Genomic DNA, 26,979 nt, shown 5'->3' on the forward strand with positions numbered 1-26,979 from the left:
ATACACATTTTGCTTTTTTAATTTTTAAATTAAAAAACTATCTTCGCTATACCAATTTCAGCGAATGTCTAACAATCTCCTTCAAACTCCCATTGAATACCTTAAAGGCGTTGGGCCACAGCGTGGAGAATTGCTGCGCAAGGAATTGGGAATCCACCGTTATGAGGATTTGATCAATTTTTTTCCGAATCGTTATATTGACCGCACGCGCTATTACAAGATTAACGAACTTCAGAAAAACGAAAGCGAGGTTCAGATTATCGGCAAAATCATCAACATCAAAACGGTTGAATTTGGCAAAGCCAAAAAAAGGCTCGTGGCCACTTTCGTAGATGAAACTGGGCAAATAGAGCTCACATGGTTTCAGGGATACAAATGGATACGTGAAAGTTTGAAGCTGAACGTTCCTTATGTAATTTTTGGAAAAACCAACAACTTTGGCGGACAATACAGCATGGCGCATCCCGAAATGGAATTGTTTACCGAACACGAACAAAGCCTTCGCTCAGCAATGCAGCCTGTTTATCCATCTACTGAAACACTGGTGAACCGCGGAATTTCGAACCGTGTCATCAACAAAATGATGCAGCAGTTGTTTATCGAAACACAGGCTAAGTTTACCGAAACACTTCCTTTTTATCTTTTGGACGAATTGAAATTGATTCCGAAAAATGCAGCTTTATTTAACATTCATTTTCCAAAAAGCCAGGATTTGCTATCCAAAGCGCAGTTCAGGCTTAAGTTTGAGGAATTGTTTTTCATACAACTGCAATTAATTACCAAAAACCTAGTCCGGAAGCATAAAATCAAAGGACATGCCTTTACGGTCATTGGCGAAAATTTTAATAATTTTTTCCAAAACCATCTTCCATTTGAACTGACCAATGCACAGAAAAAAGTGCTCAAGGAAATCCGGAATGATATGGGAACCAATGCCCAAATGAATCGTTTATTGCAAGGCGACGTAGGTTCCGGAAAAACAATTGTTGCCTTAATGGCGATGTTGATTGCACTCGATAATGGTTTTCAAAGCTGCCTGATGGCTCCCACTGAAATCCTGGCTAATCAACATTTCAATGGTTTAACTGAATTAGCCAAGCATTTGAAAATCAATATAAAAATACTAACTGGCTCAACCAAAACTGCAGATAGGAAAATCATCCACGAGGAACTCGAAAACGGAAGCCTGCATATTCTTATCGGGACACATGCACTCCTTGAAGACAAGGTTCAGTTCCACAATTTGGGATTGGCCATTATTGATGAGCAGCATCGTTTTGGCGTAGAACAGCGTTCCAAACTTTGGCATAAAAATGATATCCCGCCACATGTTTTAGTCATGACCGCCACTCCTATTCCACGAACGCTGGCCATGAGCCTGTATGGCGATTTGGACATTTCCGTCATAGACGAACTGCCACCGGGACGAAAGCCAATCCAAACCGTGCATCGTTATGACAGCAACCGTTTGAAAGTCTGGAAATTCATTAAGGACGAAATTGCCAAAGGGCGCCAAATTTATATCGTATACCCATTGATCAAGGAAAGCGAAACCATGGATTACAAGGATTTGATGGATGGCTACGAGAGCATCTCCAGGGATTTTCCATTGCCACAATACAGCATTTCCATTGTTCATGGTAAAATGAAACCCGCAGATAAAGACGCTGAAATGAAACGTTTCGCCGAAGGCAAAACCAATATCATGGTAGCGACAACCGTAATTGAAGTCGGCGTCAATATCCCGAATGCGAGCGTTATGATTATTGAAAGTGCGGAACGTTTTGGCCTCTCACAACTCCATCAGCTGCGTGGTCGTGTTGGCCGTGGTGCCGAACAGAGCTACTGCATTTTAATGACTTCATTCAAATTATCGAACGATAGTAAAATCAGGCTGGAAACGATGTGCAAAACGAATGACGGTTTCGAAATTGCTGAAGTCGATTTAAAACTTCGCGGTCCGGGAGACATTATGGGAAAACAGCAAAGCGGCGTTTTGCATCTTCAGATTGCCGATTTGGTAAAAGACAAGGAAATCCTTTTGGTTGCCCGAAACGAAGCCTTAAAGCTGCTTAAAAAAGATCCTGCGATGACTTTGCCTGAGCATCAGGCAATGAGGGCTGTGTTTTTGGAATTATCCAAAAAGAAAAACATTTGGAATTACATCAGCTAAAGAAATTTGTAGGCACAACTGTTAAATAAAAATTAACGGTGACGCCACTTTCATTGGTAACGAGTAGCTTTGTAGTAAACTCTACTACAATACTACGTTTCATGAAAATAAAATACATTGTCATTTCAATTCTTGCCATTCTCCTTGGCGGAATGATTGTATACCGAATCACAAAAAACAAATCTGAAAACGAAAAAGGCGGTGACAAAAAAGACAAAAAACCACCCATTGCCGTTAGCGCAGTAGTGGTTAAACCACAGGATTTTTCAAACAGCATTTCACTTTCAGGCTCTATTGAAGCCAACGAACAGATTGAAATCCACAGTGAAGTTTCGGGAATTGTAGAAAACATATCCTTTACCGAAGGAAGCCAGGTGAGCAAAGGGCAGGTTTTGTTAAAAGTCAACGATGTTGAGTTAAGAGCGCAATTGGCACAAGCCAAAACCAAGGAAAATCTTGCTTCAGAAAATGAAAGAAGAGCAAAATTATTACTTCAGAAAGAGGCTATAAGCCAGGAAGAATACGATATTGCAAGTGCCGATTACCGAACAATGAAAGCGCAAACCCAATTAATACAGGCACAAATTGGAAAAACCAGCATACGCGCGCCTTTTTCAGGGAAAATCGGGCTCAGGAATATTTCACCCGGAACTTATGTAACACCGACAACCTTAATTGCCAATCTGGTAAGCAGCAATCAGTTGAAAATTACGTTCTCGATACCCGAAAAATACGCTTCACAAATCACCAAAGGTTCTGAAATTAAGTTTACGGTTCCAAATGTGACCGATAAATTCACAGCCAAAATCTACGCATTGGAACCCGGAATTGAAATGACAACACGAACTATGAAAATCCGTGCACTGACTGAAAACTCAAGTGGTAAATTATTGCCGGGAACCTTTGCCAACATCGAACTTGCCTTAGGCAATATTAAGGATGCGATCATCATTCCAACCGAAGCCATCATTCCAATCCAGGATGGAAAAAAAGTATTCATTGCCAATAAAGGCCATGCCAAAGAAGTAAAAGTGGAAACGCTTGCACGAACCGATAAGGACGTTGTAATCACATCCGGGCTTAAAGCCGGCGACACTGTCTTAACATCCGGAATGATGTCATTGAAGGACGAAGCGGATATCAAAGTAAAAATCAAGTAAACCATGAGTTTATCGACCTTAAGCATTAAACGACCGGTTTTTACCATTGTCATCAATCTGACCATTATCCTTTTTGGGATTATTGGCTACAGCTATCTTGGCGTACGTGAGTTTCCCTCAATTGATCCCGCACAAATATCTGTTCGAACTAATTATACTGGGGCAAACTCTGATATTATTGAATCCCAAATCACCGAACCTCTTGAAAAGGCAATCAATTCCATTGACGGAATCCGAAACATAACCTCATCAAGCAATCAGGGCTCGAGCAATATTACCATCGAATTCAAACTTGAAAAAAATCTCGAAGAAGCCGCTAATGATGTGCGTGATAAGGTTTCGCAGGCCGTTCGGAGTCTGCCTCAGGACATCGATGCTCCGCCTGTTGTTTCTAAGGCCGATGCCGATTCCGACCCCATCATAACGATGACTGTTCAGAGCGACACCAAAAATGCTTTGGAACTAAGCGATTATGCCGAAAATGTCATTGCCGAGCGTTTACAGACCATTCCCGGCGTGAGCAGTGTTCAGATTTGGGGACAGAAAAGATACTCTATGCGTATTTGGATTGACCCGATAAAATTATCCTCTTACGGAGTTACCGTTTCGGACGTCAGGACAGCTTTGGAAAAACAAAACGTCGAATTACCTTCAGGGAAATTAACCGGTGCCAATACGGAGCTTACGGTAAAAACGATGGGAAATCTTTCTGATTCAAAAGAATTCAATAACATCATTATTGTTGCTGAAGACGACAAGATTGTCCGCCTAAGCGATATTGGTTATGCCGAATTAGGCCCGGAAAATTTGGAAACGCGGTTAGTAGCCTCGGGAAAACCAATGGTTGGACTTGCTGTTATTCCACAACCCGGAACCAATTACCTCGATATTGCTGAACAATTCTACAAACAATTTGACACTTTTAAAAAGGACTTGCCTGCTGATATTAAACTTAATGTAGCACTGGATAATACCCTGTTTATCAAGAAGTCAGTTGTAGAGGTTGCAGAAACTTTATTAATCTCATTGATACTGGTAATCCTGATTATATTCCTATTCTTTAGGGATTGGGCAATTGCCTTCCGCCCATTGATTGACATTCCGGTTTCGCTGATTGCTACATTCTTCATTATGTATTTATGCGGATTCTCAGTAAATGTTTTGACACTTCTGGCTATTGTATTGGCAACAGGATTGGTGGTTGATGATGGAATCGTTGTTACCGAGAACATCTTCAAGAAAGTTGAGCAAGGCATGACTCCTATTGAAGCGGCTATCAAAGGTTCGAATGAGATTTTCTTTGCAGTCATCTCGATATCCATCACATTGGCTGCGGTATTTTTACCAATCATCTTTTTGGAAGGTTTTGTCGGGAGGTTGTTTAGGGAATTCGGAGTCGTCATTGGTTCTGCCGTATTGATTTCCGCCTTTGTATCCCTGACTTTAACCCCAATGTTGAACGCCTATTTGATGAAAGGCGGCGAACAGAAGAAAACCAGGTTTTACACGTTTACCGAGCCTTATTTTGAAAGCCTGAACAAAGGATACGCCAATTCGCTAGAAAAATTCGTTCAACGAAAATGGATCAGTTTCCCAATCATCATTATGTGTATAGGATTGATAGTGTTGTTTTTCAAAATCATTCCTAAGGAAACAGCGCCTTACGATGACCGCAACCTGATTGTTGTTGGAGTTACAACTCCTGAAGGCTCTACTTACGATTACACCGACAGGTTCATGCAGGAATTATCGAAAATGATAGACGATTCCATTCCGGAGAAAAAAATAGCATTGGTCATAACAGCGCCAGGCTTCTCTTCTTCAACCGTAAACAGCGGACGTGTGCGTCTTGCCCTGAAAGACCCTGAAGACCGTGAAAGAAAGCAGGCCGAGATTGCGGAGAAATTTACCAAATGGACCAAAAAATATTCTCAGGCAAAGGTAACGGTCACCGAGCAGCCAACCATCGCTGTAAATAAGCGTGGCGGCCTTCCGATACAGTACATCATTCAGGCGCCAAATTTTGAAAAGCTGCGCGAAAAGATTCCGGAATTTATGGATTTGGCGAATCAAAATGAGACATTCTCGAATGTGGATGTGAATTTAAAATTCAACAAACCCGAAATCAATGTGACCATCGATCGTGAAAAGGCAGAAAGCCTTGGGATTTCGGTTTTGGATGTTGCGCAGACTTTGCAATTGTCTTTGAGCGGACAACGTTTCGGTTATTTTATGAGGAACGGAAAACAGTACCAGGTTATTGGCCAGTTTGACGAAAAAGACCGTGACGAGCCTTTAGATTTGACTTCAATGTTTGTTAAAAATAACAAGGGCGAACTCATTCAATTAGACAACGTTGTGAAAGTAAATGAAGAAAGTAATCCTCCTCAATTATACCATAACAACCGTTATATGTCGGCGACCGTTTCTGCTGGTTTGGCTCCAGGAAAAAGCATCAGTGACGGAATAGACGCCATGGATGAAATCAAGGCTAAAGTTTTAGACAGCAGCTTTACAACCGATTTAGGTGGAGAATCAAGGGATTTTGTAGAAAGCAGTTCAAATACCGCTTTTGCATTTGGCTTGGCTTTACTGCTTATTTATTTGATCCTTGCAGCCCAATTTGAGAGTTTCATCGATCCCTTCATTATAATCCTGACCGTGCCAATGGCCGTTGCCGGAGCTTTATTTTCGCTTTGGTTGTTTGGACAGACCTGGAATATCTTCAGCCAGATTGGAACCGTAATGCTTATTGGCCTTGTGACAAAGAACGGAATTTTGATTGTTGAGTTTGCGAATCAACTGCGGGAACAGGGCAAACCAAAACTCCAGGCTATTTTAGAAGCTTCGGAAGCGCGTTTGCGCCCAATCCTAATGACCAGTTTAGCAATTGCTTTAGGTGCTTTGCCAATTGCCTTGTCATTGGGAGCCGCATCAACTAGTAGAATTGGAATGGGAGTTGTCATTGTAGGCGGAACGATTTTCTCACTAATCTTAACGTTGTTTGTCATTCCTTCAATTTATTTAATGTGGTCAAGGCAGAAAAAACACCGCCCTGAATTTGACAATCTTGAAGCTTTAGAGAAGTAAATTATGAAAGTGAAGTTATTATATATCATTATATTATTGGGATTTGTGTCCAAAATACAAGCTCAGGAAGTATTGACCCTTGAAGACGCCGTAAAGATTGCTTTGGAAAATAATTACGAAATCAGGATTTCAAAAAATGAACTGAACATTGACAAAACAAATGTTACTGCCGGAAATGCCGGAATGCTGCCAAAAATAGGCGCTAACGTAGTCGATAACAACAGCATTCAAAATACAACACAAACGCGCTCTGACGGAACTATAAACAAACTCAACAATGCCAAAAACAATAGCCTGGTGTATGGAGTCGGATTAGATTGGACCGTTTTTGACGGATTTAAGATGTTTGCGAAACACGATCAGTTAAAGGCTGTGCAAAAATTAGGGGAAGCCGAACTGAAGCTGACCGTCATTACCAAAATCAGTGATGTGACCTCCACCTATTATGATTTGGTCCAGCAACAACAGCAGCTTTCTGCCTTAGACAGCACACTCGTAATTTCAAATCAGCGGGTTACATTGGCACAAAACAGGTTTACGATTGGGAAAGCTTCCAAACTGGAGGTTTTGAATGCGCAGGTCGATTTGAATACCGACACTACCACTTATCTGAAGCAAAAGGAATTGTATGCCAATACCAAAACCCTGCTCAATCAAATGCTGGCGCGGGATATAAAAACTGATTTCAAAGTGGTTGATGTAATTGCCGTTGATGATAAATTATTATTGCCCGAATTGATTTCGCTTGCCGAAAAACAAAATCCGCAATTGGAAGCACAGGTCTTGAATAAGAAAATTGCCGAGTTGCAATTGAAGCAGGTCAAAGCCGATCGTTATCCTGTGATTTCGGTAAACTCAGCATATAATTTCAATGAAAGTGAATCGAGCCTTGGATTTGTGACGCAATCGTCTTCCAAAGGATTGAATTACGGATTTACTGCAACCCTGAATTTGTTTGACGGTTTCAATCAGAGACGCAATGAAAAAGTGGCCAAACTTTTAATTGACAATGCCAATATCGCCATTGAGCAACAAAACCAAACACTACAGGCTACATTGACTACTTCATATCAAACCTATCTGACCAACCTGGAATTGATGAAACTCGAGCAGAAAAATGAATCCATTGCCAAACAGAATCTTGACATTACTCTCGAAAAATATAGGATTGGAACCATAACTACAATCGAAGTCAGAACAGCGCAACTGAACTATCTGAATGCCAAAGTACGTAACAGCAATGCGCAGTTCCAGGCAAAACTATCTGAGATTTCGCTCAAGGAATTGGCTGGGAATATGAGTTTTTAATGTATTTTTGACATTATTTTTTATTTGTCAAAATGATATCCTACAACACCAAAGACTGGTTTACCTTTATTTTCCGTTTCCACAAAGCCGATACGTTCAGGACACTGCTGCCGATAATGTTTGCAATTGGCGTGTATGCTGCAATTATAGGATACTTCGAAGTTGAAATCTGGAAGCTTGCCGAAAACAGTTATGTAAAAAACATCACCATCATGCACGGTATGCTTGGTTTCGTGATTTCGTTATTGCTGGTTTTCAGGACTAATACCGCTTACGATCGTTGGTGGGAAGGCAGAAGGCAATGGGGAAGTTTGGTCAACAACAGCCGTAATTTCGCCATAAAACTGGCTGTGATTTTACAAGATGAAAAAGACAGGTCTTATTTCAGGAAAATGATTCCGAATTATGCTGCTATACTTCATAAACACCTGAACAATTCAGAGGTTACCCAACAACTCTTCGATGATGTCGATTTGGAAATTGACCATCACAAACACAAACCGAATCAGGTTGCCAAAAAGCTGTTCCAAAAAATAAATGACTTATATATTGAAAAGAAAATTTCGGGTGACCAATTGATAATCCTGAATGCCGAAATTCAGTCATTCACAGAAATCTGTGGCGCCTGTGAACGAATCAAAAACACCCCTATTCCCTACTCTTACAGCGCATTTATCAAGAAGTTCATTTTCTTTTATGTGATGACGCTGCCGTTTGGGTATTCGTTTAGTTTGGGATATTACACAGCACCGGTTGTCGTTTTTATTTTTTATGTTTTGGCTAGTTTGGAGCTGATTGCCGAAGAGATTGAAGACCCATTTGGTGGCGATGAAAATGATTTGCCAACGCATAAAATGGCAGAAAACATAAAAAAACACGTCGAAGAATTATTGTAAATAAATTGTGGACAATTTAGCTGTTTGAAATTGCCTCATACCCTAATTTTACTATCTTTGCAGTCCTTGAAAAAATCAAATAAATCGATATGAAGATATCTTACAATTGGCTTAAACAATTCATTAAAATAGATTTAAAATCAGAAGATACTGCGGCAATCCTGACCGATTTAGGTTTGGAAGTGGAAGTGGTTGAAAAATACCAATCCGTTCTTGGTGGTTTGGAAGGCATTGTTGTTGGCCACGTCCTGAGCTGCGAAAAACATCCAGATGCAGATCGATTAAGCATTACAACTGTTGACCTTGGTGATGGAACTCCGGTTCAGATTGTTTGCGGCGCAAGCAATGTTGCCAAAGGACAGAAAGTCCCTGTTGCTACAATTGGAACCAAATTATTTGACAACGAAGGAATAGAATTTGAAATCAAAAAAGGAAAAATCCGGGGACAGGAAAGCCACGGAATGATTTGTGCCGAAGACGAATTAGGATTGGGCACAAGCCATGACGGAATCATGGTTTTGGATGCAAATCTTAAACCTGGTACGCCCTGCGCAAAGGTTTTCAATATAGAAAACGACGAAGTTTTTGAAATTGGCTTAACGCCAAACCGTGCTGATGCCATGTCACACTATGGTGTGGCGCGTGACTTGCGTGCAAGCCTGTTGCAGAAAAACAGCAACATCGAGTTGATTACACCTTCTGTGAGTTCGTTCCGAATTGACAAAAGAATACTTAAGATTGATGTTGATGTTAAGGACAGTAAGTTGGCGCCAAGATATTGTGGCGTTACGATTTCCGGCCTAACCGTTAAGGAATCTCCTGATTGGTTAAAGAATCGTTTGAAAGCGATTGGGCTTACGCCAAAAAATAATGTTGTTGACGTTACCAATTATATCCTTCACGATTTAGGACAACCACTGCACGCCTTTGACGCTTCAAAAATCAACGGTAAAATCATTGTCAAAACACTTCCAAACGGAACAAAATTCACCACTCTTGACGATGTTGAGAGAACACTGCATGAAGAGGATTTGATGATTTGCGACGAAAAAGGGCCACTTTGCCTTGCTGGTGTTTTTGGTGGAAAAAATTCGGGAGTTACTGAAACTACGAATTCCATTTTCCTGGAAAGCGCATATTTCAATCCGGTGAGTATTCGAAAATCGGCAAAAAGGCATTCCTTGAATACCGATGCTTCGTTCCGTTTTGAAAGAGGAATCGATCCAAACATCACAGAATTTGCCTTAAAACGTGCTGCGCTTTTGATTAAGGAAGTTGCTGGTGGCGAAATCACTTCGGACATTGTGGATATTTACCCTAAGAAAATAGAGGATTTCCCGGTGTTTTTACATTTTGACAAAACTGCCAAATTGATCGGACAGGAATTACCTAAAGAGGCTATCAAGAAAATATTGGCTTCATTGGATATTAAAGTTAACAGTGTTTCTGATGCCGGTTTGGGATTAATCATTCCGTCATATCGTGTGGATGTGCAGCGCGAAGTTGATGTTGTTGAAGAAATCCTGCGTGTGTATGGGTACAACAATATCAATTTTACCAAAAAATTAAATGCTACGGTTGCAAATTCGGCACGAACCGAAGATTATAAAGTACAAAACATTGTGGCAACACAATTGAATTCGCTTGGTTTCCATGAAATGATGGCAAACTCGCTGACTACAGCTGAGTATGTCAAACTATCCAGCATGCTGAAGGAAGACCACAATGTGATGATGCTGAATCCGTTGAGCAATGATTTGGCTGCGATGCGCCAGTCGTTGTTGTTTTCCGGACTGGAAGCGGTTTCGTATAACATCAACCGAAGAAATGGCGATTTGAAATTATTCGAATTCGGGAAAACATACCACAAAGAGCTTAATGGCTATAACGAGCCAAAGCACTTGACTTTGTTCGTTTCCGGAAACAGAATGGCAGAAAGCTGGACGACTCCTCAAAAACCTTCGGATTTCTTTTTGTTCAAAGGTTATGTAAATTCGGTTTTGACACGATTGGGAATTGGGAAAACCCAAAATGTACCGGTTGCTTCTGATGTATTCGCAGAAGGAATTGCGATTGCTTATGGTAGTGAGATTATAGTTGAATTTGGAACCGTTAAGAAATCAATCCTCAAACATTTTGATATCAAGCAGGAAGTATTGTTTGCCGATTTTAATTGGAACCTCATCCTAAAATTAATCAACAACAAAATCAAGTTTACTGATATTCCGAAATATCCTGAAGTACGCCGGGATTTGGCGCTTTTGGTAGACAATACAGTAGCATTTGACGCTATTTATAACATTGCACGCCAAACGGAAAAATCATTGCTTAAAGAGGTAAACCTGTTTGATGTCTACGAAGGCAAAAACCTTCCGGAAGGCAAGAAATCCTACGCGGTAAGTTTCACGCTGCAGGACAATACCAAAACGCTTACAGACGAACAGATTGACAAAATCATGAACAAACTGCAGAAAAACCTCGAAGTCGAAGTTGGCGCAAGTTTAAGACAGTAACCAAATAAAAAAGTCTCCCCTAACCTAAAAAGGGAGACTTTTTCTTTTATACTTATTTCGAAGTCAAGTATAAAAACTATTACATTTTTGGTGTCACTACTTCGTCAATAACGTGGATTACACCATTCGACTGATTGACATCAGCAATTGTAGCCCGGGCACTTTTACCATTTTCATCAGTGATATATAATGCATCGCCTTTCATCCATGCGGTTAAAGTACCACCGCTAACGGTTTTCAAGGTTGCTTTTCCTCCACCTTTCTTAATTGCCGCAGCAATATTGGATGAATTCATTTTTCCGGCTACAACATGATAGGTCAGGATGGTTTGCAGCATTTTTTTGTTTTCCGGTTTCAATAAGGTTTCAACAGTTCCTTTTGGAAGCCTTTCAAAAGCGGCATTCGTTGGGGCAAAAACAGTGAACGGTCCTTTTCCCTTTAAAGTTTCTACTAATTCTGCCGCTTTAACTGCTGCAACCAAAGTAGTATGGTCTTTAGAGTTCATGGCATTTTCAATGATGTTTTTAGAAGGATACATTGGCGCTCCGCCAACGGTAACTGTTTTTTCTTTTTGTGCAAAAATGGCAGTGGTTGCAAAAAGGGTTAAAGCAAAAAATGCTGTTGCAATAAATTTTGTCGTTCTACTCACAATTCTAAAATTGTTTTCTTGGTGTTCGTGAATCTTCGATTTCATAGTTAAATTTTTTAAAAGTTATGTTCTCATTTACGCCGTAAAATTGGATGCGGTTTTAATGGATTTGATTTTTCTAAAAAATTTAACAGATAGAGCGCAACACTATTCTTCGAATATTTGTAATTTAGAGTTTCTAATTATCTTGAAGTCAAATGCTTGCCAACAAATTAAATCTTGAAAGGGAATTGCTTTCCAAACGGAAAAAATTCAAACCGGAAGCAGCAATTTTAGCAGAAGTAAAAGCTCTTTTTGCTGAAAACGATTTCGCTCGTGAAAAGATTTCCCAAAAGATTTCGGCTAAAAAAGTGGCAGAATCCAATCAGCTGCAGTTTGATTTATTGGAAACCGACAGGATTTTTCATTTGGAACAAATCAAAACGGTCTGCATTGATTACCGATTGCGTTTTTTGGACAGTAATATCTTTAAAAACAACATTCCGGAAGAAGCAATTTCCAAAATTCGAATGATGGAAAAAGAGCATAATACTTCGCTCGAAGGCTTTAAAATCATTGCGCCAAGCAAATCCTTTCATTTACTGAACTACGATGACCCGTTGCTTTTCATCCCGATTGGCAATGACTATTATTATTTGATTCATCAATGGGGAACTGAGATAAATCCTTGGCGGAAATTGTTGGTATTGCCTATTAAGAACCTTTGGAATTTTACCCTGGCGAGCATTATTGTAAGCATCATCATTACGCTTTTGGTTCCCGAAAATAATTTGAGTAAGTCGGTTCCGCTGGCTTCAATCATTATATTTCTGTTTGCATTCAAATCTATCTTTGCGGTTTTTGCCTATTACTTTTTTATGATGGGCAAAAACTTCAATGAGGAAATTTGGCAGCGTCAATACTACAATAACTAAAACAAGCGATTATTCCTTTATAAACTTAGTGCTGAAATATCCATTATCCGTTTCAATCCTGAGGAGATAAGTACCTGTTGCCAAAGCCGAAACATCAATAATACGATTATTTCCCTTAGTTTTTTCCACCACTTGTGCCAGCAAGTTATAGATGGTAACGGATTTTACTTGATAATTGGATTGATTGTCAAGATTTAAGATTGTCCTTGCCGGATTCGGATAAATTGAAAAACTGGTGTGGATTTCATTGGAATCGACTGCTAAAGCGCAATTTGAATCAACGATAACTCCACTATAGCCGAAATAGTTTATCTTATCCTGTACATATTGAAAATTCTCCTGATCAACACAAATGTATTGAAGGCTTGGCAATTCCTCAATATACAAACCCGGAAACGGCGGCATATGCGGATTGTCATCAACAAAAGTAACTCCGTTTTTGGAATATATTGCAGCAAGGTTTGGATTGTAGCCACACTCAATTCGTGGCCGTACACCCGGATACATGACTGTAGTGTCTAAATCAATCAGATTGTTAAAACGGCAATTCAAAAAGAAAACCCATGAGGTTGCCAAAGCAGATTGCCCTAAACCCGTTAAATCGATTTGTGTAAGTTGGTTATTAAAGAAATCCAACTCGTATAAACTCGGTGAGTTTAAAACGTTGAGCTGGCTTAAGAAATTATCCCCACACCTTAAAGACTCCAAATGAATCAGATTTGAAGTGTCCAGATTCGTAAGCAGGTTCCGATAGCAGGAAAGGTTTTTAAGGTTTGTGCAATTCCCAACTTCTAAACTGGTTAAATCATTTTCGCCACATTCCAAGGTTTCGAGAGCTAAATTGCTATTCAAATCGAGTGTCGTCAAAGAATTACCATTACAATATAAAGTTACAAGATTCGGTAACGCACTGACAACGCTTAGATCGGTGAGATTGTTTGCAGAACATAAAAACAGTGTCAGGTTACTAAAATTATCCAGTCCGGTTAAATCTGAAATCCCCGAACCCGGCACAACAAGTCCATAAACTGTTAGTGCCTCCGATACCTCAATCTCATTGTTATGATTGGTATCGATTGTAATGTTATTTCCCTGAGCATCTTTACCAACGCCCGCACTAGGGCTTGAATCAAGAAGCCTGGCCTTAAAATTGGCATCGGGAAAATTGATTACCTGTGCATAGCTGACAGATACCAGCAAAATGAGTAGCGACAGGAAGCAGCATTTTTTCATAGCAAAAACATTGATACTCAAAGTTATGAAAATAATCCATAAAAAAAGCCCCGATTACTCGGGGCTTTTCTATTCATAAAGAATGGAGAATTATTTTTTCTCTTTCTTTTCCATTTTTGCTTTCAATCCGGCAAGGATTTCATTGTTATCTCCTAGAGTTTGAGCTGGAGCGTTAGTAGCAGCAACAGTTTCAGTAGCAGCTTTTACGTTTTTCTCTTCTTCTTCTCTAAAGATAGCAGTGTGTGAAGCAACAACTCTTTTGAATTCTTTGTTGAACTCAATTACTTTGAATTCAGCTTCTTCACCTTTTTTCAATTTTTTGCCGTCTTCTTTTTCCAAGTGACGTGTTGGGATAAACGCAACAACATCATCTCCGAAATCTACAGTAGCACCTTTGTCAACAATTTCAGCGATTGTTCCGTTGTGGATAGTTCCTACAGCGAAAGCCTCTTCATGTTTGTCCCAAGGATTAGCGGTAGTTTGTTTGTGACCTAAAGATAATTTACGTCCTTCAACATCTAACTCTAATACAACTACTTCTAATTTGTCACCTACGTTAACAAATTCAGATGGGTGTTTGATTTTTTTCGTCCAAGACAAGTCAGAGATGTAAACTAATCCATCAATTCCTTCCTCTAATTCAACGAAAATACCAAAGTTTGTAAAGTTTCTCACGATACCTGTATGTTTAGAACCTACTGGGTATTTAGTCGTAATATCTGTCCATGGATCTTGAGTCAATTGTTTGATACCTAAAGACATTTTTCTATCATCTCTATCAAGAGTCAGGATAACTGCTTCAACAGTATCACCCACTTTTACGAAATCCTGAGCCGAACGCAAGTGCGTAGACCAAGACATTTCAGAAACGTGGATCAAACCTTCAACACCTTCAGCAACTTCGATAAATGCACCGTAATCAGCGATTACAACTACTTTACCTTTTACTTTGTCACCGATTTCTAATTTAGAATCCAATGCATCCCAAGGGTGAGCGTTTAATTGTTTCAATCCTAATTGAATTCTTGTTTTCTCATCATCGAAATCAAGGATTACAACGTTTAATTTTTGATCTAATTCAAGAACTTCACTTGGGTGGTTGATTCTTGACCAGGAAAGGTCAGTAATGTGGATTAATCCGTCAACACCACCAAGGTCGATGAACACACCATAAGAAGTAATGTTTTTCACAATACCTTCCAATACTTGTCCTTTTTCTAATTGACCAATGATTTCTTTTTTCTGAACTTCGATATCAGCTTCGATAAGAGCTTTGTGAGATACTACTACGTTTTTGAATTCGTGGTTGATTTTCACTACTTTGAACTCCATCATTTTGTTTACGTATACATCGTAATCACGGATTGGCTTCACATCAATTTGTGAACCTGGTAAGAACGCCTCGATTCCGAAAACGTCAACGATCATACCTCCTTTAGTTCTACATTTAACAAAACCTTGAACAATTTCTCCAGTTTCGTTAGCAGCAATAACCCTATCCCATGATTTGATAGTTCTTGCTTTTCTGTGAGATAATACCAATTGACCTGTTTTGTCCTCACGAACGTCAATTAATACTTCTACTTTGTCACCCACTTTTAGCCCTGGGTTGTAACGGAACTCATTCAATGAAATTACACCTTCTGATTTCGCGTTGATGTCAACAATTGCGTCTCTGTCTGTAATTCTAACAACTACTCCTTCTACAACTTCCTCTTGGTCAGTTGAAATGAAAGTTTTAGTTACTAAATTTTCAAACTCTTCTAAGTTTTTCTGGTCTACTGCGTCAATTCCTTCTGCATAATTATGCCAGTTGAACTCATTTAAAAACGCTTCTTGTTCTTTGTTTAATACAGCCATGCTGATAAAATAATTTGTATGTTATGCTCTTCGAGTTTCTTGATGCGATTAAAAACACAACAGTGTTAGTTTTAAAATGTTGATACCTAATGGAAACTCTTCTTCGCCAAAAAGGTCTGCAAAATTAAACATAATTTCTTAATTACAAAACATTTACAGAAAGAAATTAGACTAACAAAAAGTTAATTTTTCAGGAGCGATTGGCTTGGGCTTCAATGGTTTCCATTTTCCTGCTGTACGCGCTACATGGTAGCTTGCTCCCATCAGGGCTGGATTGGGATTTGTATTGAAAAAATACTACATTCGGACAATGAAAAAGGAATCGCTTTTATTCAAAATCACAACCAACCTCACCTTTTGGGTTTTAATCGCCATTGTTTGTGGGGTTTTGCTTGGGCATTTCAATCCTGAAAAAGGCCAGCAGATGAAAATTGTCGGTGATTCATTCATTCAACTTATCAAGGTTTTTATAGGTCCAATTATTTTCCTGACCATCGTTTTGGGAATTGCAGGCATGGGTGATTTGAAAAAAGTAGGCCGCATCGGAATCAAATCACTGATCTATTTTGAAGTGGTAACAACCTTTGCACTCATCATTGGCGTTCTTGCGGCATACATCATCCAACCTGGGAAAATAGATAAATCGGGTTTGGACATTGAAGATGCCAGCAAATATACTTTAGGCCCAACTTCCTTCAACTGGCTGGAATTTTTCCTCAATAACTTTACACTGCAGGTTTTGGTTTTTGCAATTATCTGTGGAATTATATTGACCTATTTCAAAAAAAGACAATCAGCCATCGAAATTTTATACAAAGCTTCAGCTATCGTTTTCAAGACATTAAAATTTGTCATGTACCTCGCTCCTCTTGGCGCTTTTGGTGGAATGGCGTACACCATTGGCAAATTCGGCCTGCACACTTTAATTCCGTTGGGAAAATTAATGCTTACCGTATATATCACCATGGCAATTTTTATATTCCTGATATTGGGAAGCATTCTCCGCTATTACAAACTCAGCATTTGGGAGTTCATCAAATACCTTAAAGCCGAATTGCTCATTGTACTCGGAACCTCATCTTCAGAACCTGCGCTTCCCAATTTGATGCACAAGCTGGAAAAAATGGGATGTAGCAAATCGGTTGTTGGATTGGTAGTTCCAACAGGTTATTCCTTTAATCTTGACGGAACAGCCATTTATCTGTCCATGGCAATTATTTTCCTGGCGCAATTGTACAATGTACACCTGACTTTTGGCGAAATCCTAACGATAGTTGGGTTGTTGATGATTACTTCAAAAGGTGCTGCGGGCGTTACCGGAAGTGGTTTTATTGTTTTGGCTTCAACATTAACAGCCATTCATAAGATTCCATTGGAAGGCTTGGCTTTCCTTTTGGGCGTTGATAAATTCATGAGCGAAGCAAGAGCCATTACCAATTTTATCGGAAACGGAGTTGCAGCGGTTGTCATTTCCAAAAATGAAAATGAATTTGTGGATCCCGAGCATCCGATGGATTTGGATTAACCTTATTCTTTTGTAAACCTGGCAGTTGCTGTGCCTTTATCTGAATTAATCTTAACGAAATAAGTACCGGTTTTTAAATCCGAGACATCAATACTGTTGAGTCCATCAGCATTTGGAACAATCAGGACTAACTGCCCTAAAACATTATACACACTCATCGAGGAAAGCTGAATGCCATTTTTAACCTGGATATTCAATGCATTCTTCACCGGATTTGGATATAGCGTGATATAATTCGACAACTCAAAATCAGAATTACCCAAAGCAGCAATAATGGTTGTTGCCGTGTTGGTAACGACTGGGAAATTATAATCAAAATAGATACTGGCTGTATTGCTAAAGGTATTTCCTAAAACCAATGTTGGTTTGGTTTTGATTTTGAATAGTACATACCCATCGTTATGCGCATCATCAAAAGGCAGGTTGATGTTTTCAAAAATAAATTCCACCTTGTTGTTTTGGGAAATCCTGGTTACAAAAGAATGGCTGCCATCAAGCGGAATCAAACTGGCAACATCAAATTTAGCAGTATCAATCACATCCTTCACCACAATATTTTGTGCATTTCCTGTACCGTTATTTTCAAAACGAATCATATAATGAACAGAATCCCCTATCCTATCAGGAGCTAATGTGGTACCTTCCAGACAGGTTATATTATTTGGATCCAATGAATTGGTCACATTTTGAAGTAAAAGCGCACTGTTATTCAATGGGGTTTCATCTGTTGCACCTGTAATGGTAAAGTAGTAATTTAAAATATCTCCACCATTTACTGCAGGTGAATCTGTTGGTGAATTTAAATTAAAGTTTACGTAAATCTCTCTGGTTTCAAATGGATGCAGATTATTAAAATTCCAATTCAGTTCCCCTAAAGATTGTGTTGGCATTATCGGCGAGGCATTTAAAAAATCCAATATCGGATCGTCATAAGTCATTGCAATTGTACCCGACTGAGTATTTGTACCATTATTTTTAAAGATAATTTTATAGGCAACCAAAAATCCTGGCCTTGCTAAGGTTAAAGGCACGACTGCAATTTCTAAATCGTTGTGGATTCCATTAGCAGTAATGCAGAAATCCTGAGTAAATGGACTGGATTGCGCTGGAAAGGAAACCGATACATTGGAAGGAGAAATACTGAAATAATCTGGATTTTCCAATACAGGAATCATTGCATGTGTCCCTGCTGCAACCGGAATTGAATAACTTCCTGAAAAATTTGATATTACAGTGCCTGAAACAGTTCCGCTTGACATATTGAACTTTAAATTTGGTAAAGCTCCATCCGAGGAATCACATCCATTTCCATTCTCATCATACCTGTTATTCCCCTGAATGGTGTAGGAAACTCCGCCCGGAGTAAAACTGCAATAGCTATTTACATTGCAATTGGTGTAACCATAATTAGTAGCTTTGGTTGTCAAGTCCTGTATCAGTGCTTCGTTGGTACAGATGTATTGAATATTTGGATTGCCGCTAAAAGTGAGGTTTATGTCGGTTCTTCCCCCTTTCATAAACAGGCTTGTCAAATTATTATTGGAAACATTGAAATATGCGGTACAACCTTCAATACATCCCTGCGGCAGAACCAAATCATTTAAATTTAAAGTGGTTATGAAATTATTGGAACAATTCAGGCCTTGTAAATTCTGACAGCCTTCCAGATTTAATTCGGTAATTTGATTATTGATACAACTAAGGGTGCCTAAATTCGTCATATTGCTTAAATTCAAAGAAGTAAGCAAATTATTGCCACAGTAAAAAATTACAGGGTTCTGCCCCGTTAAATCAAGAGAAGACAATTGATTGTTGTAGCAGTTAAACTGCTGAAGGTGTGTTCCCGAAATATTTAAATTGGTCATCATATTATTAGGGCATTCCAACAAACCTAGATTAGCAAGACCCGAAACATTAAGCGATGAGATATGATTGCTTCCACAAAACAATTGTCGTAAACTGCTAAGCCCGCTAACATTCAATGAAGTAAGATTATTTGAATTACAAGCCAAATACTCTAAACTGCTATTGGTAGAAAGATTGAGATTATCAATTGGATTGCTATTGCATTCGAGGTATTTTAAATTTACCATACCCGATAAATCCAATATTGCATACTGATTATTGGAACATCCCAGGGTTTCTAAATTCACCAGGTTTGTAAAGTCAGTTGCCGTAAGGTTATTGTTGCCACAAGTGAATTCCTTTAAGTTTGAAAAATTCTCCAATCCATCAAGGTAACTGATGCTTGCATAAGAAGCATTCAGCATACTTACCTGAAGTGCTTCAGCTACCTCAATTTCGCCATCGCTGTTGGCATCAATCTTAAAGTAATTTCCCGCCAAATTCTTAGCAACATAATTAGTAGTGGCGGACTGCAGAATCCTTGCTTTGAAATTAGCATCAGGAAAATTAATGACTTGGGCATTTAACCCTAATACGAAGCAAAATACAAAAAGAATGAAGTAGCTTTTTTTCATAAAGTTGGTTGTTTCTAAATCAAATGTATGAAAAAAGCCTCTTAAATAATTTTAAAAGGCTTTAATATTTCTAATGTCTTGTATTTTTCACTTCGTCCGGATTGTGCTCATGTTTGAACATAAAAGCAAACAGGAAGGCTATGACGGCAGCATATCCTGCAAATGAAAGCCAGATGTGGTGCCAATCCCTCACACCATCGTGGGTAAAGAATTTGTCAATAATGATTCCGCTGATCAATCCGCCAAAGAAAGCACCAAAACCGTTGGACATCATCATGAATAAACCTTGCGCCGACGAACGTATTTTAGAATCGGTAGTAGTTTCAACAAACAATGAACCCGAGATGTTGAAGAAATCAAATGCCATTCCGTAAACGATGCACGACATGATAATCATCCACAAACCATCAACCGGATTTCCGTAGGCAAACAAACCGAAACGTAAAACCCACGCCAGCATTGAAATCAGCATTACCTGTTTGATTCCGAATCGCTTTAGGAAAAACGGAATTGCAAGGATAAATAAGGTCTCAGAAATTTGCGAAATCGACATGATGATGGTAGAATATTTCACTACAAATGAGTCGGCATACTCCGGAACTTTAGCGAATTCCGAAAGATAAACATCTCCATACATATTGGTCAGCTGCAATGCTCCACCAAGAAACATTGAAAACAAAAAGAACAAAGCCATTTTGTAGGTTCCAAATAATTTGAAGGCATTCAATCCTAATTTTTCTGCTACAGAAGCATCTTCGGAGATTAATTTTTGTGGTGGGCATTTTGGTAAGGTGAAGGAATAGATTCCCAAAATAAACGCTGATATTGCCGAAATGTAAAACATAGTGGCTGATGCCTTATTTCCTGTCAGGTTGGTAATCCACATCGCCGCAATAAACCCAATAGTTCCCCAAACCCTGATTGGCGGGAATACTTTTACCACATCATAATCATTGCTTTTCAAAATATTATAAGCTACTGAATTTGACAACGAAATCGTAGGCATATAACAAAGCATAGCCCCAAAAATCACATAGTAAAAAGTAGTCGGATCTGTAACTTCAGGAATGTACAATAAAAACAATCCGCCAATGATGTGCAGGACGCCATAAAGCCTTTCAGCATTTACCCATTTATCGGCAATGATTCCGGTGATGGCAGGCATTATAATCGATGAAATTCCAAGGGTAGAAAAAATGGCGCCAAATTCGGCTCCACTCCATTGTTTTGTGGCAAACCAGTAATTACCAACAGTTATCAACCAAGCTCCCCATACAAAGAATTGGAGAAAGCTCATTAAGGTCAATCTTAGTTTTATGCTCATAAAATAATAGTTTTTGGTTTTTAGTAAAAAAATAGCCAGTAAATCTACTATTTAAATTGAGATAAACAAATATTTACAACGATTTCGTCACATCGTCCACCATTTCCAAAACGGCATTGAATTGCTCGTCTTTGGTTAGATAGGAATTGTCAATTTCGATGGCGTCATCTGCTTTGCGCAAAGGAGAATCATCCCGATGTGTATCGATATAATCACGGTTTTCAACATTTTTCAGGACTTCCTCAAAAGAAACGCTTTGGCCTTTCTCCTGCAATTCCTCAAAACGCCTTTGGGCACGTGTTTCCGAGCTTGCTGTCATGAAAACCTTGAGTTCGGCTTTTGGGAAAACTACCGTTCCAATGTCACGGCCATCCATCACAATTCCTTTCCCTTTGCCCATTTCCTGTTGCTGTTCGACCAATTTTGCCCTAACTTCGGAAACCTCAGCTATAAGGCTCACAAAATTTGAAACTTCGAGTGTCCTGATTTCCTTTTCGATATTGACATCATTGAGGTACATTTCGCCAAAACCAACTTCAGGGTTGAATACAAAATGGAGTTTGATATAAGGTAGGCTGTTAATCAGCGTCTGCTTGTCAAAAAAGTCATTGGAAATATAACCGTTCTGCATCGCAAAAAAAGTTACTGCGCGGTACATTGCACCGGTATCAACATATACATAGCCTAAATGTTTGGCAAGTTGTTTGGCTAAGGTGCTTTTCCCTGTTGATGAAAATCCGTCTATCGCAATGGTAATCTTTTTACTCACAATTTTATTTTTTTTTTTGGTGTTCGTGAACCTTGGGTTTCAAACATGATGATGTTAATATCCTCCGTCAGCGAAATCTATGGTCAGGCCAAATAAACTGGTGTTGGCTGCCAAAGTGTATCGCGAATAGGAATAATTGAATTTAAGTTTGTTCATCTTTAATCCGAAACCAACCGAAATCCCGGAGAAATTTCGCTGCTCTAAGATACGCAATTCTTCGGCTCTCCTAAAGTTGTAACCCAACCTCAAATTAAAGGATTTTTCAGGAAATAGCTCAACCCCAACAATCACGTGGCGTAGTGCATTGCCAAAAACAGAAACTTTTTCAGGGGTTGAACTCCCGTCCAAACCACCTTGAGCACGGTTTGGGTTTGAAAAGGCAAGCTGCCATTGCTGCATATTTTCCAAAGTCAGGTGCCAGCGGATTGGGACATTTTCCATCAATTGGGAAACACCAATCAACACTTCCAGAGGAAGTTTTTCACGTGTTCCGGCATAAGTTGTGATTTGGGTTCCTATATTCCTGATGGATATCGCCCAGTTGACATCGTTTCGGGTATCAATAAACATCGCGCCAATATCGACTGCAGCTCCAAAGGAATTATAGGTTTCCAGCGAAGAGGAAATCAGTTTGGCATTGGCACCTAAATAAAAATCAGAAAAAGGAATGTTATAGGCATAGCCAAAAGTCAGCGCAATATCACTTCCGGTAAAGCTTGAAGTCTCAACACCATTCTCATCATAACCATCAAATTTCCCGTAATTGACATAGTTGATTCCGCCAAAAAAAGTCTGAACGTGCCGGTCGTAGGTATAGGCATAAGAAGCTGTGCCATAGGTAACTTCACCAAATAAACTTCCGTAATTCACCGAAAGCTTGTTGTCCATTTCAGGATTGATGTTTGCGGGATTGAAATGCGCCTGATTGACGTCATTGTCGTAGAAGGTAATTACTTTCCCTCCCAAAGCTGCCTGCCTTGGCGAAGTAACCAAGTTTAAAAATTGGTATATTGACTTTCCTCCAATTTGACCAAAACTGACCAAACTGGCGAGACAAAATCCAATACAAATTACTTTTTTAAACATTAAAAATTACTTATGCTATATACTATAACGGAAATGCGAAGATATTATTTTATATGGTATGAAAAAAAGTTAAAAATAAAGGCATAAGCTTCAATTCACTTATGCCTTCTGCATTTTATTTTTGAGGTAAACTTAAAGTGTTTTAGCATTTTTAACCTTTTCATTGGTCAACGCCACTGCAATCACTTCGCTCATTTCCTTTACATAATGGAATTTCAAACCTTCAATATATTCCGCCTTGATTTCTTCGATGTCGCTTTTGTTTTCGTGGCAAAGGATAATCTCCTTGATGTTGGCTCTTTTGGCAGCCAGTATTTTTTCCTTGATTCCGCCAACAGGCAACACTTTTCCACGCAGTGTAATTTCACCCGTCATGGCAAGGTTTTTCCTGATTTTCTTTTGGGTAAGTAACGACACTAAAGAAGTCAGCATTGCAATTCCTGCGCTTGGTCCGTCTTTAGGTGTTGCACCTTCCGGAACATGCAAATGAATATTATACTTGCCTATCAATTCGTTCGTCAGGCCAAATGATTCTGCATTAGCTTTGATGTATTCGTAAGCAATCGTTGCCGATTCCTTCATTACTGTTCCTAAATTCCCTGTTAGTGTTAGGCTTCCTTTTCCTGCTGAAATTAAAGATTCTATGAATAAAATATCTCCTCCAACAGAAGTCCATGCCAAACCTGTCACTACTCCTGCAACCTCATTGCTCTCCGATTTATCACGTGTCATTTTTGGTGAACCCAAAATTTTGACAATATCCTCATCGGTAAGTTTGGTGTTGTACTCCTCTTCCATCGCTACCGATTTGGCTGCGTTTCTAATAACCTGTGAAAGTTTTTGTTCCAGATTCCTAACTCCGGATTCACGAGTGTAGCCTTCCACAATTTTTTCCAATTGCTTTTTGCCAATCGACAAATCCTTTGCCTTTAATCCGTGTTCCTTCAATTGTTTTGGCAGCAAATGTTTCCGCGCAATTTCTGTTTTCTCTTCAATGGTGTAACCCGACATTCGGATCACTTCCATCCTGTCTTTTAAGGCAGGTTGAATGGTCCCCATATTGTTGGACGTTGCAATGAACATTACTTTTGAAAGATCATATCCCAATTCAAGGAAATTGTCATAAAAGTCATTATTCTGCTCAGGATCTAAAACTTCAAGTAAAGCTGAAGAAGGATCTCCGTGATGCGAATTCGACAATTTATCTATTTCGTCTAAAACGAATACAGGATTCGAAGTTCCCGCTTTTTTAATGCTTTGGATAATTCTTCCGGGCATTGCTCCAATATAAGTTTTCCTGTGGCCGCGGATTTCAGCTTCGTCCCTCAAACCGCCAAGTGATATACGAACATATTCCCTTCCCAATGCTTCTGCAATCGATTTTCCAATCGAAGTTTTACCAACACCCGGAGGTCCTGTCAAGCAAAGGATTGGCGATTTCATATCGTTACGCAGTTTTAAAACTGCCAAATGCTCGATAATTCTTTTTTTAACATCATCAAGTCCAAAATGGTCACGGTCCAAAATCGTTTGGGCGCGTTTTAAATCGAAATTGTCTTTGGAATACTGATTCCATGGCAATTCCAAAAACAACTCCAAATAACTTCTTTGAATTCCAAAATCGGGAGCCTGCGGATTCATGCGCTGCATTTTGGAAATCTCTTTCTCAAAATGTTTCGCTGTTTTTGCATCCCAATTTTTAGCTTTCGCTTTCATACGCATTTCCTCTATTTCCTGCTCATTCGAAACGCCACCCAATTCTTCCTGGATGGTTTTCATTTGCTGGTGTAGGAAATACTCACGCTGTTGCTGGTCTAAATCAAAACGGACTTTAGACTGTATGTCGTTTTTGAGCTCCAGTTTCTGAATCTCAATATTCATATAGCGCAAAGTTTCAAGTGCGCGTTCTTTAAGTACATTCACAGCCAACAAATCCTGTTTTTCCTTAACCGTAAGATTCATATTGGATGAAACAAAATTGATAAGGAACGACTGGCTTTCAATGTTTTTGATGGCAAAGGTAGCCTCGGTTGGAATGTTTGGGCTTTCTTTTATAATCTCGATTGCCAGTTCCCTGATGGAATCAGTGATGGCGTTAAATTCGGTGTCGTGCTTGCCTGGCCTTTTTTCCTCTACTTCTTTGATTGTAGCTCTTAAATAAGGTACTTCAGCAGTAACGGCATCAATTTCAAAACGTTTTTTGCCCTGAAGGATTACTGTGATATTTCCATCAGGCATTTTTAATACACGAAGGATTTGGGCTACTGTTCCAACAGGATAGATATCGTTTTTGGTTGGATCTTCATCTTCTTCGTTTTTTTGGGCCACCACACCAATAATCTTATTTCCTGCATTGGCATCGTTGATAAGCTTTATGGATTTGTCCCTTCCTGCTGAGATTGGAATAACAACTCCGGGAAATAAAACGGTGTTGCGTAGAGGTAAAATTGGCAAAGAACTGGGAAGTTCTTCATTATTCATTTCTTCCTCATCTTCGGGCGTCAAAAGAGGAATTAAATCGGTTTCGGTATCGAATTCTTGTAGTGACAAATTGTCAAAAGAAATAATATTGCGGTTTGACATAGTGTTTGATTAGGTCAAAATGACATTAAAAAATTAGTAATGCTTAACAAATGTAGGACATCTATCTTAGGAAATAAATTAAAATCGATGTACAACAGTTGATTTTGGTTAAAATCGACATAGAATCCGATATTAACGATTAGCTACCTAATCAGTCAAGTATTGTGCCATAAAAAAACCGCCTCGTTGTCATGACGAGGCGGTTTTTTTTATGATATCATAAGACTTTTTATTGGAACACAGCGTCTTCCATTTCAAAATCGAAAGAGCCATTAGTTACCTGAAAAGGTCCTGTAGGAGGATTGGTTCCATCATCCAGCATGTATGAAAAACTGAAGGTTCCCCTGATACGTTTTGTTGTTACATTGAATTCAGTAATCGTAATAGTTCCAGCCGATTCAATTTCAATAGTTGCGATAGGATTTGTAGGAGTTGAAATTATCAAGTCCACTTCCGCAGCTACTTCAGGCGCTTCAAATGCTCCGTAAAGGGTATAGGTTCCCGGTGCCCAAAATGCCTCATTTATTCTAAGATTGATTTCAACATTATTGGCCAAAGTTGGGTCTAGCGCATTTGAATCCCCTTGAATCCACAATACTTTTGAAGGATCACTTGTAGCCAATTTTGCCTTTAAACCTGTAAACGTATAAAGGAAAGGTTTCATGCCTGTAAAAGACTGGCCATTTACGGTTGCGTTCATGTAAGCAGGTGTGCCTACCGGTCCTGTACTTACTGCAGCTACGTGTGTTGGCCCAACCCATCCGCTATTTTCAGTTGCAGAGCATTTAGCCCTTACATAAAAATCAAAATTCCCGCTGGCCGAAACACCGGTTACCGTTGCAGTAGTATTACTCGAAGTGACAGTTGTTCCTGTGCCTAGTGCAAATCCAGCTGGTCCGAATTGAATTTCCCATTGTGTTTCTGTACCTCCGGCAATCCAAAGAAGATTCACATTGGTATTTACACCCGTATCCCTAACAGCAGTCAAACCTCCAGGATTATGGCAGTTTGGATTCGTCTGAACAGCTTCTACAGTTTCAGGCCCAGCCCAATTACTGCTTGAACTCTCACTACAATTTGCCTTTACATAAAAATCATAGCTGTTATTTGAATTTAAACCAGTTACAATGCAGGTTGGATTTGAGGAAACTACAGTTGTTCCTGTACCGTGCGCAAACCCTTCAAGACCATATTCAACAGTCCATGAAGTTTCATCACTTCCAGGTTCCCAAGTTAATGTAACAGCATTGCTTGCAAAATCGCTAGCTACAAAAGCAGTAGGAGTATCACAATTGCCAAAATCATCTGGGTTTAATGCACCATCGATAGGTTCATTTTCACACGAAGTGAAAGTAAAAGATGTGAGGATTAGTAGAATTCCTGTGATGAATTTAAATTTGTTCATGATAGATTTGA

Annotated in this window: 17 protein-coding genes; 8 read left to right on the plus strand and 9 right to left on the minus strand. The window is 39.2% G+C overall.

Annotated features, from left to right (window positions below; translation table 11 throughout):
* The first annotated feature begins 64 nt into the window (after positions 1–64).
* The 6 genes from recG (at position 65) to pheT (ending at position 11,140) form a co-directional block, all read left to right on the plus strand.
* Positions 65–2,173 (plus strand): ATP-dependent DNA helicase RecG, encoded by a 2,109-nt coding sequence (gene recG, locus L1S31_RS09045; RefSeq protein ID WP_236464405.1) that lies wholly within the window; start codon positions 65–67, stop codon positions 2,171–2,173.
* Between the two features lie 101 nt (positions 2,174–2,274).
* Positions 2,275–3,333, plus strand: a complete 1,059-nt coding sequence (locus L1S31_RS09050) for an efflux RND transporter periplasmic adaptor subunit (protein WP_236464406.1) — start codon at positions 2,275–2,277, stop codon at positions 3,331–3,333.
* A gap of 3 nt (positions 3,334–3,336) precedes the next feature.
* The gene (locus L1S31_RS09055; protein WP_236464407.1) at positions 3,337–6,423 is read left to right on the plus strand and encodes an efflux RND transporter permease subunit; all 3,087 of its coding nucleotides are present in this window, start codon (positions 3,337–3,339) and stop codon (positions 6,421–6,423) included.
* Between the two features lie 3 nt (positions 6,424–6,426).
* Positions 6,427–7,731: a TolC family protein gene (locus tag L1S31_RS09060; protein WP_236464408.1), complete on the plus strand. Its 1,305-nt coding sequence runs from the start codon at positions 6,427–6,429 to the stop codon at positions 7,729–7,731.
* A gap of 32 nt (positions 7,732–7,763) precedes the next feature.
* Positions 7,764–8,627 carry a bestrophin family protein gene (locus L1S31_RS09065; RefSeq protein WP_236464409.1) on the plus strand — a complete coding sequence of 288 codons (864 nt, stop codon included), beginning with the start codon at positions 7,764–7,766 and terminating at the stop codon, positions 8,625–8,627.
* A gap of 89 nt (positions 8,628–8,716) precedes the next feature.
* Complete coding sequence (gene pheT / locus L1S31_RS09070) at positions 8,717–11,140, plus strand: phenylalanine--tRNA ligase subunit beta (protein ID WP_236464410.1); 2,424 nt, start codon at positions 8,717–8,719, stop codon at positions 11,138–11,140.
* 79 nt (positions 11,141–11,219) lie between these two features.
* On the opposite strand, the gene L1S31_RS09075 is transcribed toward pheT, so the two are convergent.
* Positions 11,220–11,834: a fasciclin domain-containing protein gene (locus L1S31_RS09075; protein ID WP_236464411.1), complete on the minus strand. Its 615-nt coding sequence runs from the start codon at positions 11,832–11,834 to the stop codon at positions 11,220–11,222.
* Positions 11,835–11,986: 152 nt separating this feature from the next.
* On the opposite strand from L1S31_RS09075, the gene L1S31_RS09080 reads away from it, so the two are divergent.
* A complete protein-coding gene (locus L1S31_RS09080; RefSeq protein WP_236464412.1) occupies positions 11,987–12,703 on the plus strand; it encodes a hypothetical protein in 717 nt (238 codons plus the stop codon).
* Positions 12,704–12,712: 9 nt separating this feature from the next.
* On the opposite strand, the gene L1S31_RS09085 is transcribed toward L1S31_RS09080, so the two are convergent.
* Positions 12,713–13,936 carry a T9SS type A sorting domain-containing protein gene (locus tag L1S31_RS09085; RefSeq protein WP_236464413.1) on the minus strand — a complete coding sequence of 408 codons (1,224 nt, stop codon included), beginning with the start codon at positions 13,934–13,936 and terminating at the stop codon, positions 12,713–12,715.
* 90 nt (positions 13,937–14,026) lie between these two features.
* Positions 14,027–15,796: a 30S ribosomal protein S1 gene (gene rpsA, locus L1S31_RS09090; RefSeq protein WP_236464414.1), complete on the minus strand. Its 1,770-nt coding sequence runs from the start codon at positions 15,794–15,796 to the stop codon at positions 14,027–14,029.
* Between the two features lie 310 nt (positions 15,797–16,106).
* Between rpsA and L1S31_RS09095 the strand changes: the two genes are divergently transcribed.
* Positions 16,107–17,321, plus strand: a complete 1,215-nt coding sequence (locus L1S31_RS09095; RefSeq protein ID WP_236464415.1) for a cation:dicarboxylate symporter family transporter — start codon at positions 16,107–16,109, stop codon at positions 17,319–17,321.
* A gap of 2 nt (positions 17,322–17,323) precedes the next feature.
* On the opposite strand, the gene L1S31_RS09100 is transcribed toward L1S31_RS09095, so the two are convergent.
* From L1S31_RS09100 to L1S31_RS09125, 6 genes are all read right to left on the minus strand, one after another.
* Positions 17,324–19,801 (minus strand): DUF7619 domain-containing protein, encoded by a 2,478-nt coding sequence (locus L1S31_RS09100; protein ID WP_236464416.1) that lies wholly within the window; start codon positions 19,799–19,801, stop codon positions 17,324–17,326.
* A gap of 70 nt (positions 19,802–19,871) precedes the next feature.
* Entirely contained in the window at positions 19,872–21,125 is a 1,254-nt protein-coding gene (locus L1S31_RS09105) for a nucleoside permease (protein ID WP_236464417.1), read from the minus strand.
* A gap of 73 nt (positions 21,126–21,198) precedes the next feature.
* A complete protein-coding gene (gene cmk / locus L1S31_RS09110; protein WP_236464418.1) occupies positions 21,199–21,894 on the minus strand; it encodes a (d)CMP kinase in 696 nt (231 codons plus the stop codon).
* A gap of 54 nt (positions 21,895–21,948) precedes the next feature.
* Positions 21,949–22,980 carry a type IX secretion system protein PorQ gene (gene porQ, locus L1S31_RS09115; RefSeq protein WP_236464419.1) on the minus strand — a complete coding sequence of 344 codons (1,032 nt, stop codon included), beginning with the start codon at positions 22,978–22,980 and terminating at the stop codon, positions 21,949–21,951.
* Between the two features lie 132 nt (positions 22,981–23,112).
* The gene (gene lon / locus L1S31_RS09120) at positions 23,113–25,563 is read right to left on the minus strand and encodes an endopeptidase La (RefSeq protein WP_236464420.1); all 2,451 of its coding nucleotides are present in this window, start codon (positions 25,561–25,563) and stop codon (positions 23,113–23,115) included.
* 229 nt (positions 25,564–25,792) lie between these two features.
* On the minus strand, positions 25,793–26,968 hold the full coding sequence (locus L1S31_RS09125; RefSeq protein WP_236464421.1) for a fibronectin type III domain-containing protein: 1,176 nt from the start codon (positions 26,966–26,968) through the stop codon (positions 25,793–25,795).
* Positions 26,969–26,979: the final 11 nt, after the last annotated feature.

Origin of the sequence: Flavobacterium wongokense (genome assembly GCF_021608265.1) — a bacterium.
Taxonomy (GTDB): Bacteria; Bacteroidota; Bacteroidia; order Flavobacteriales; family Flavobacteriaceae; genus Flavobacterium; species Flavobacterium wongokense.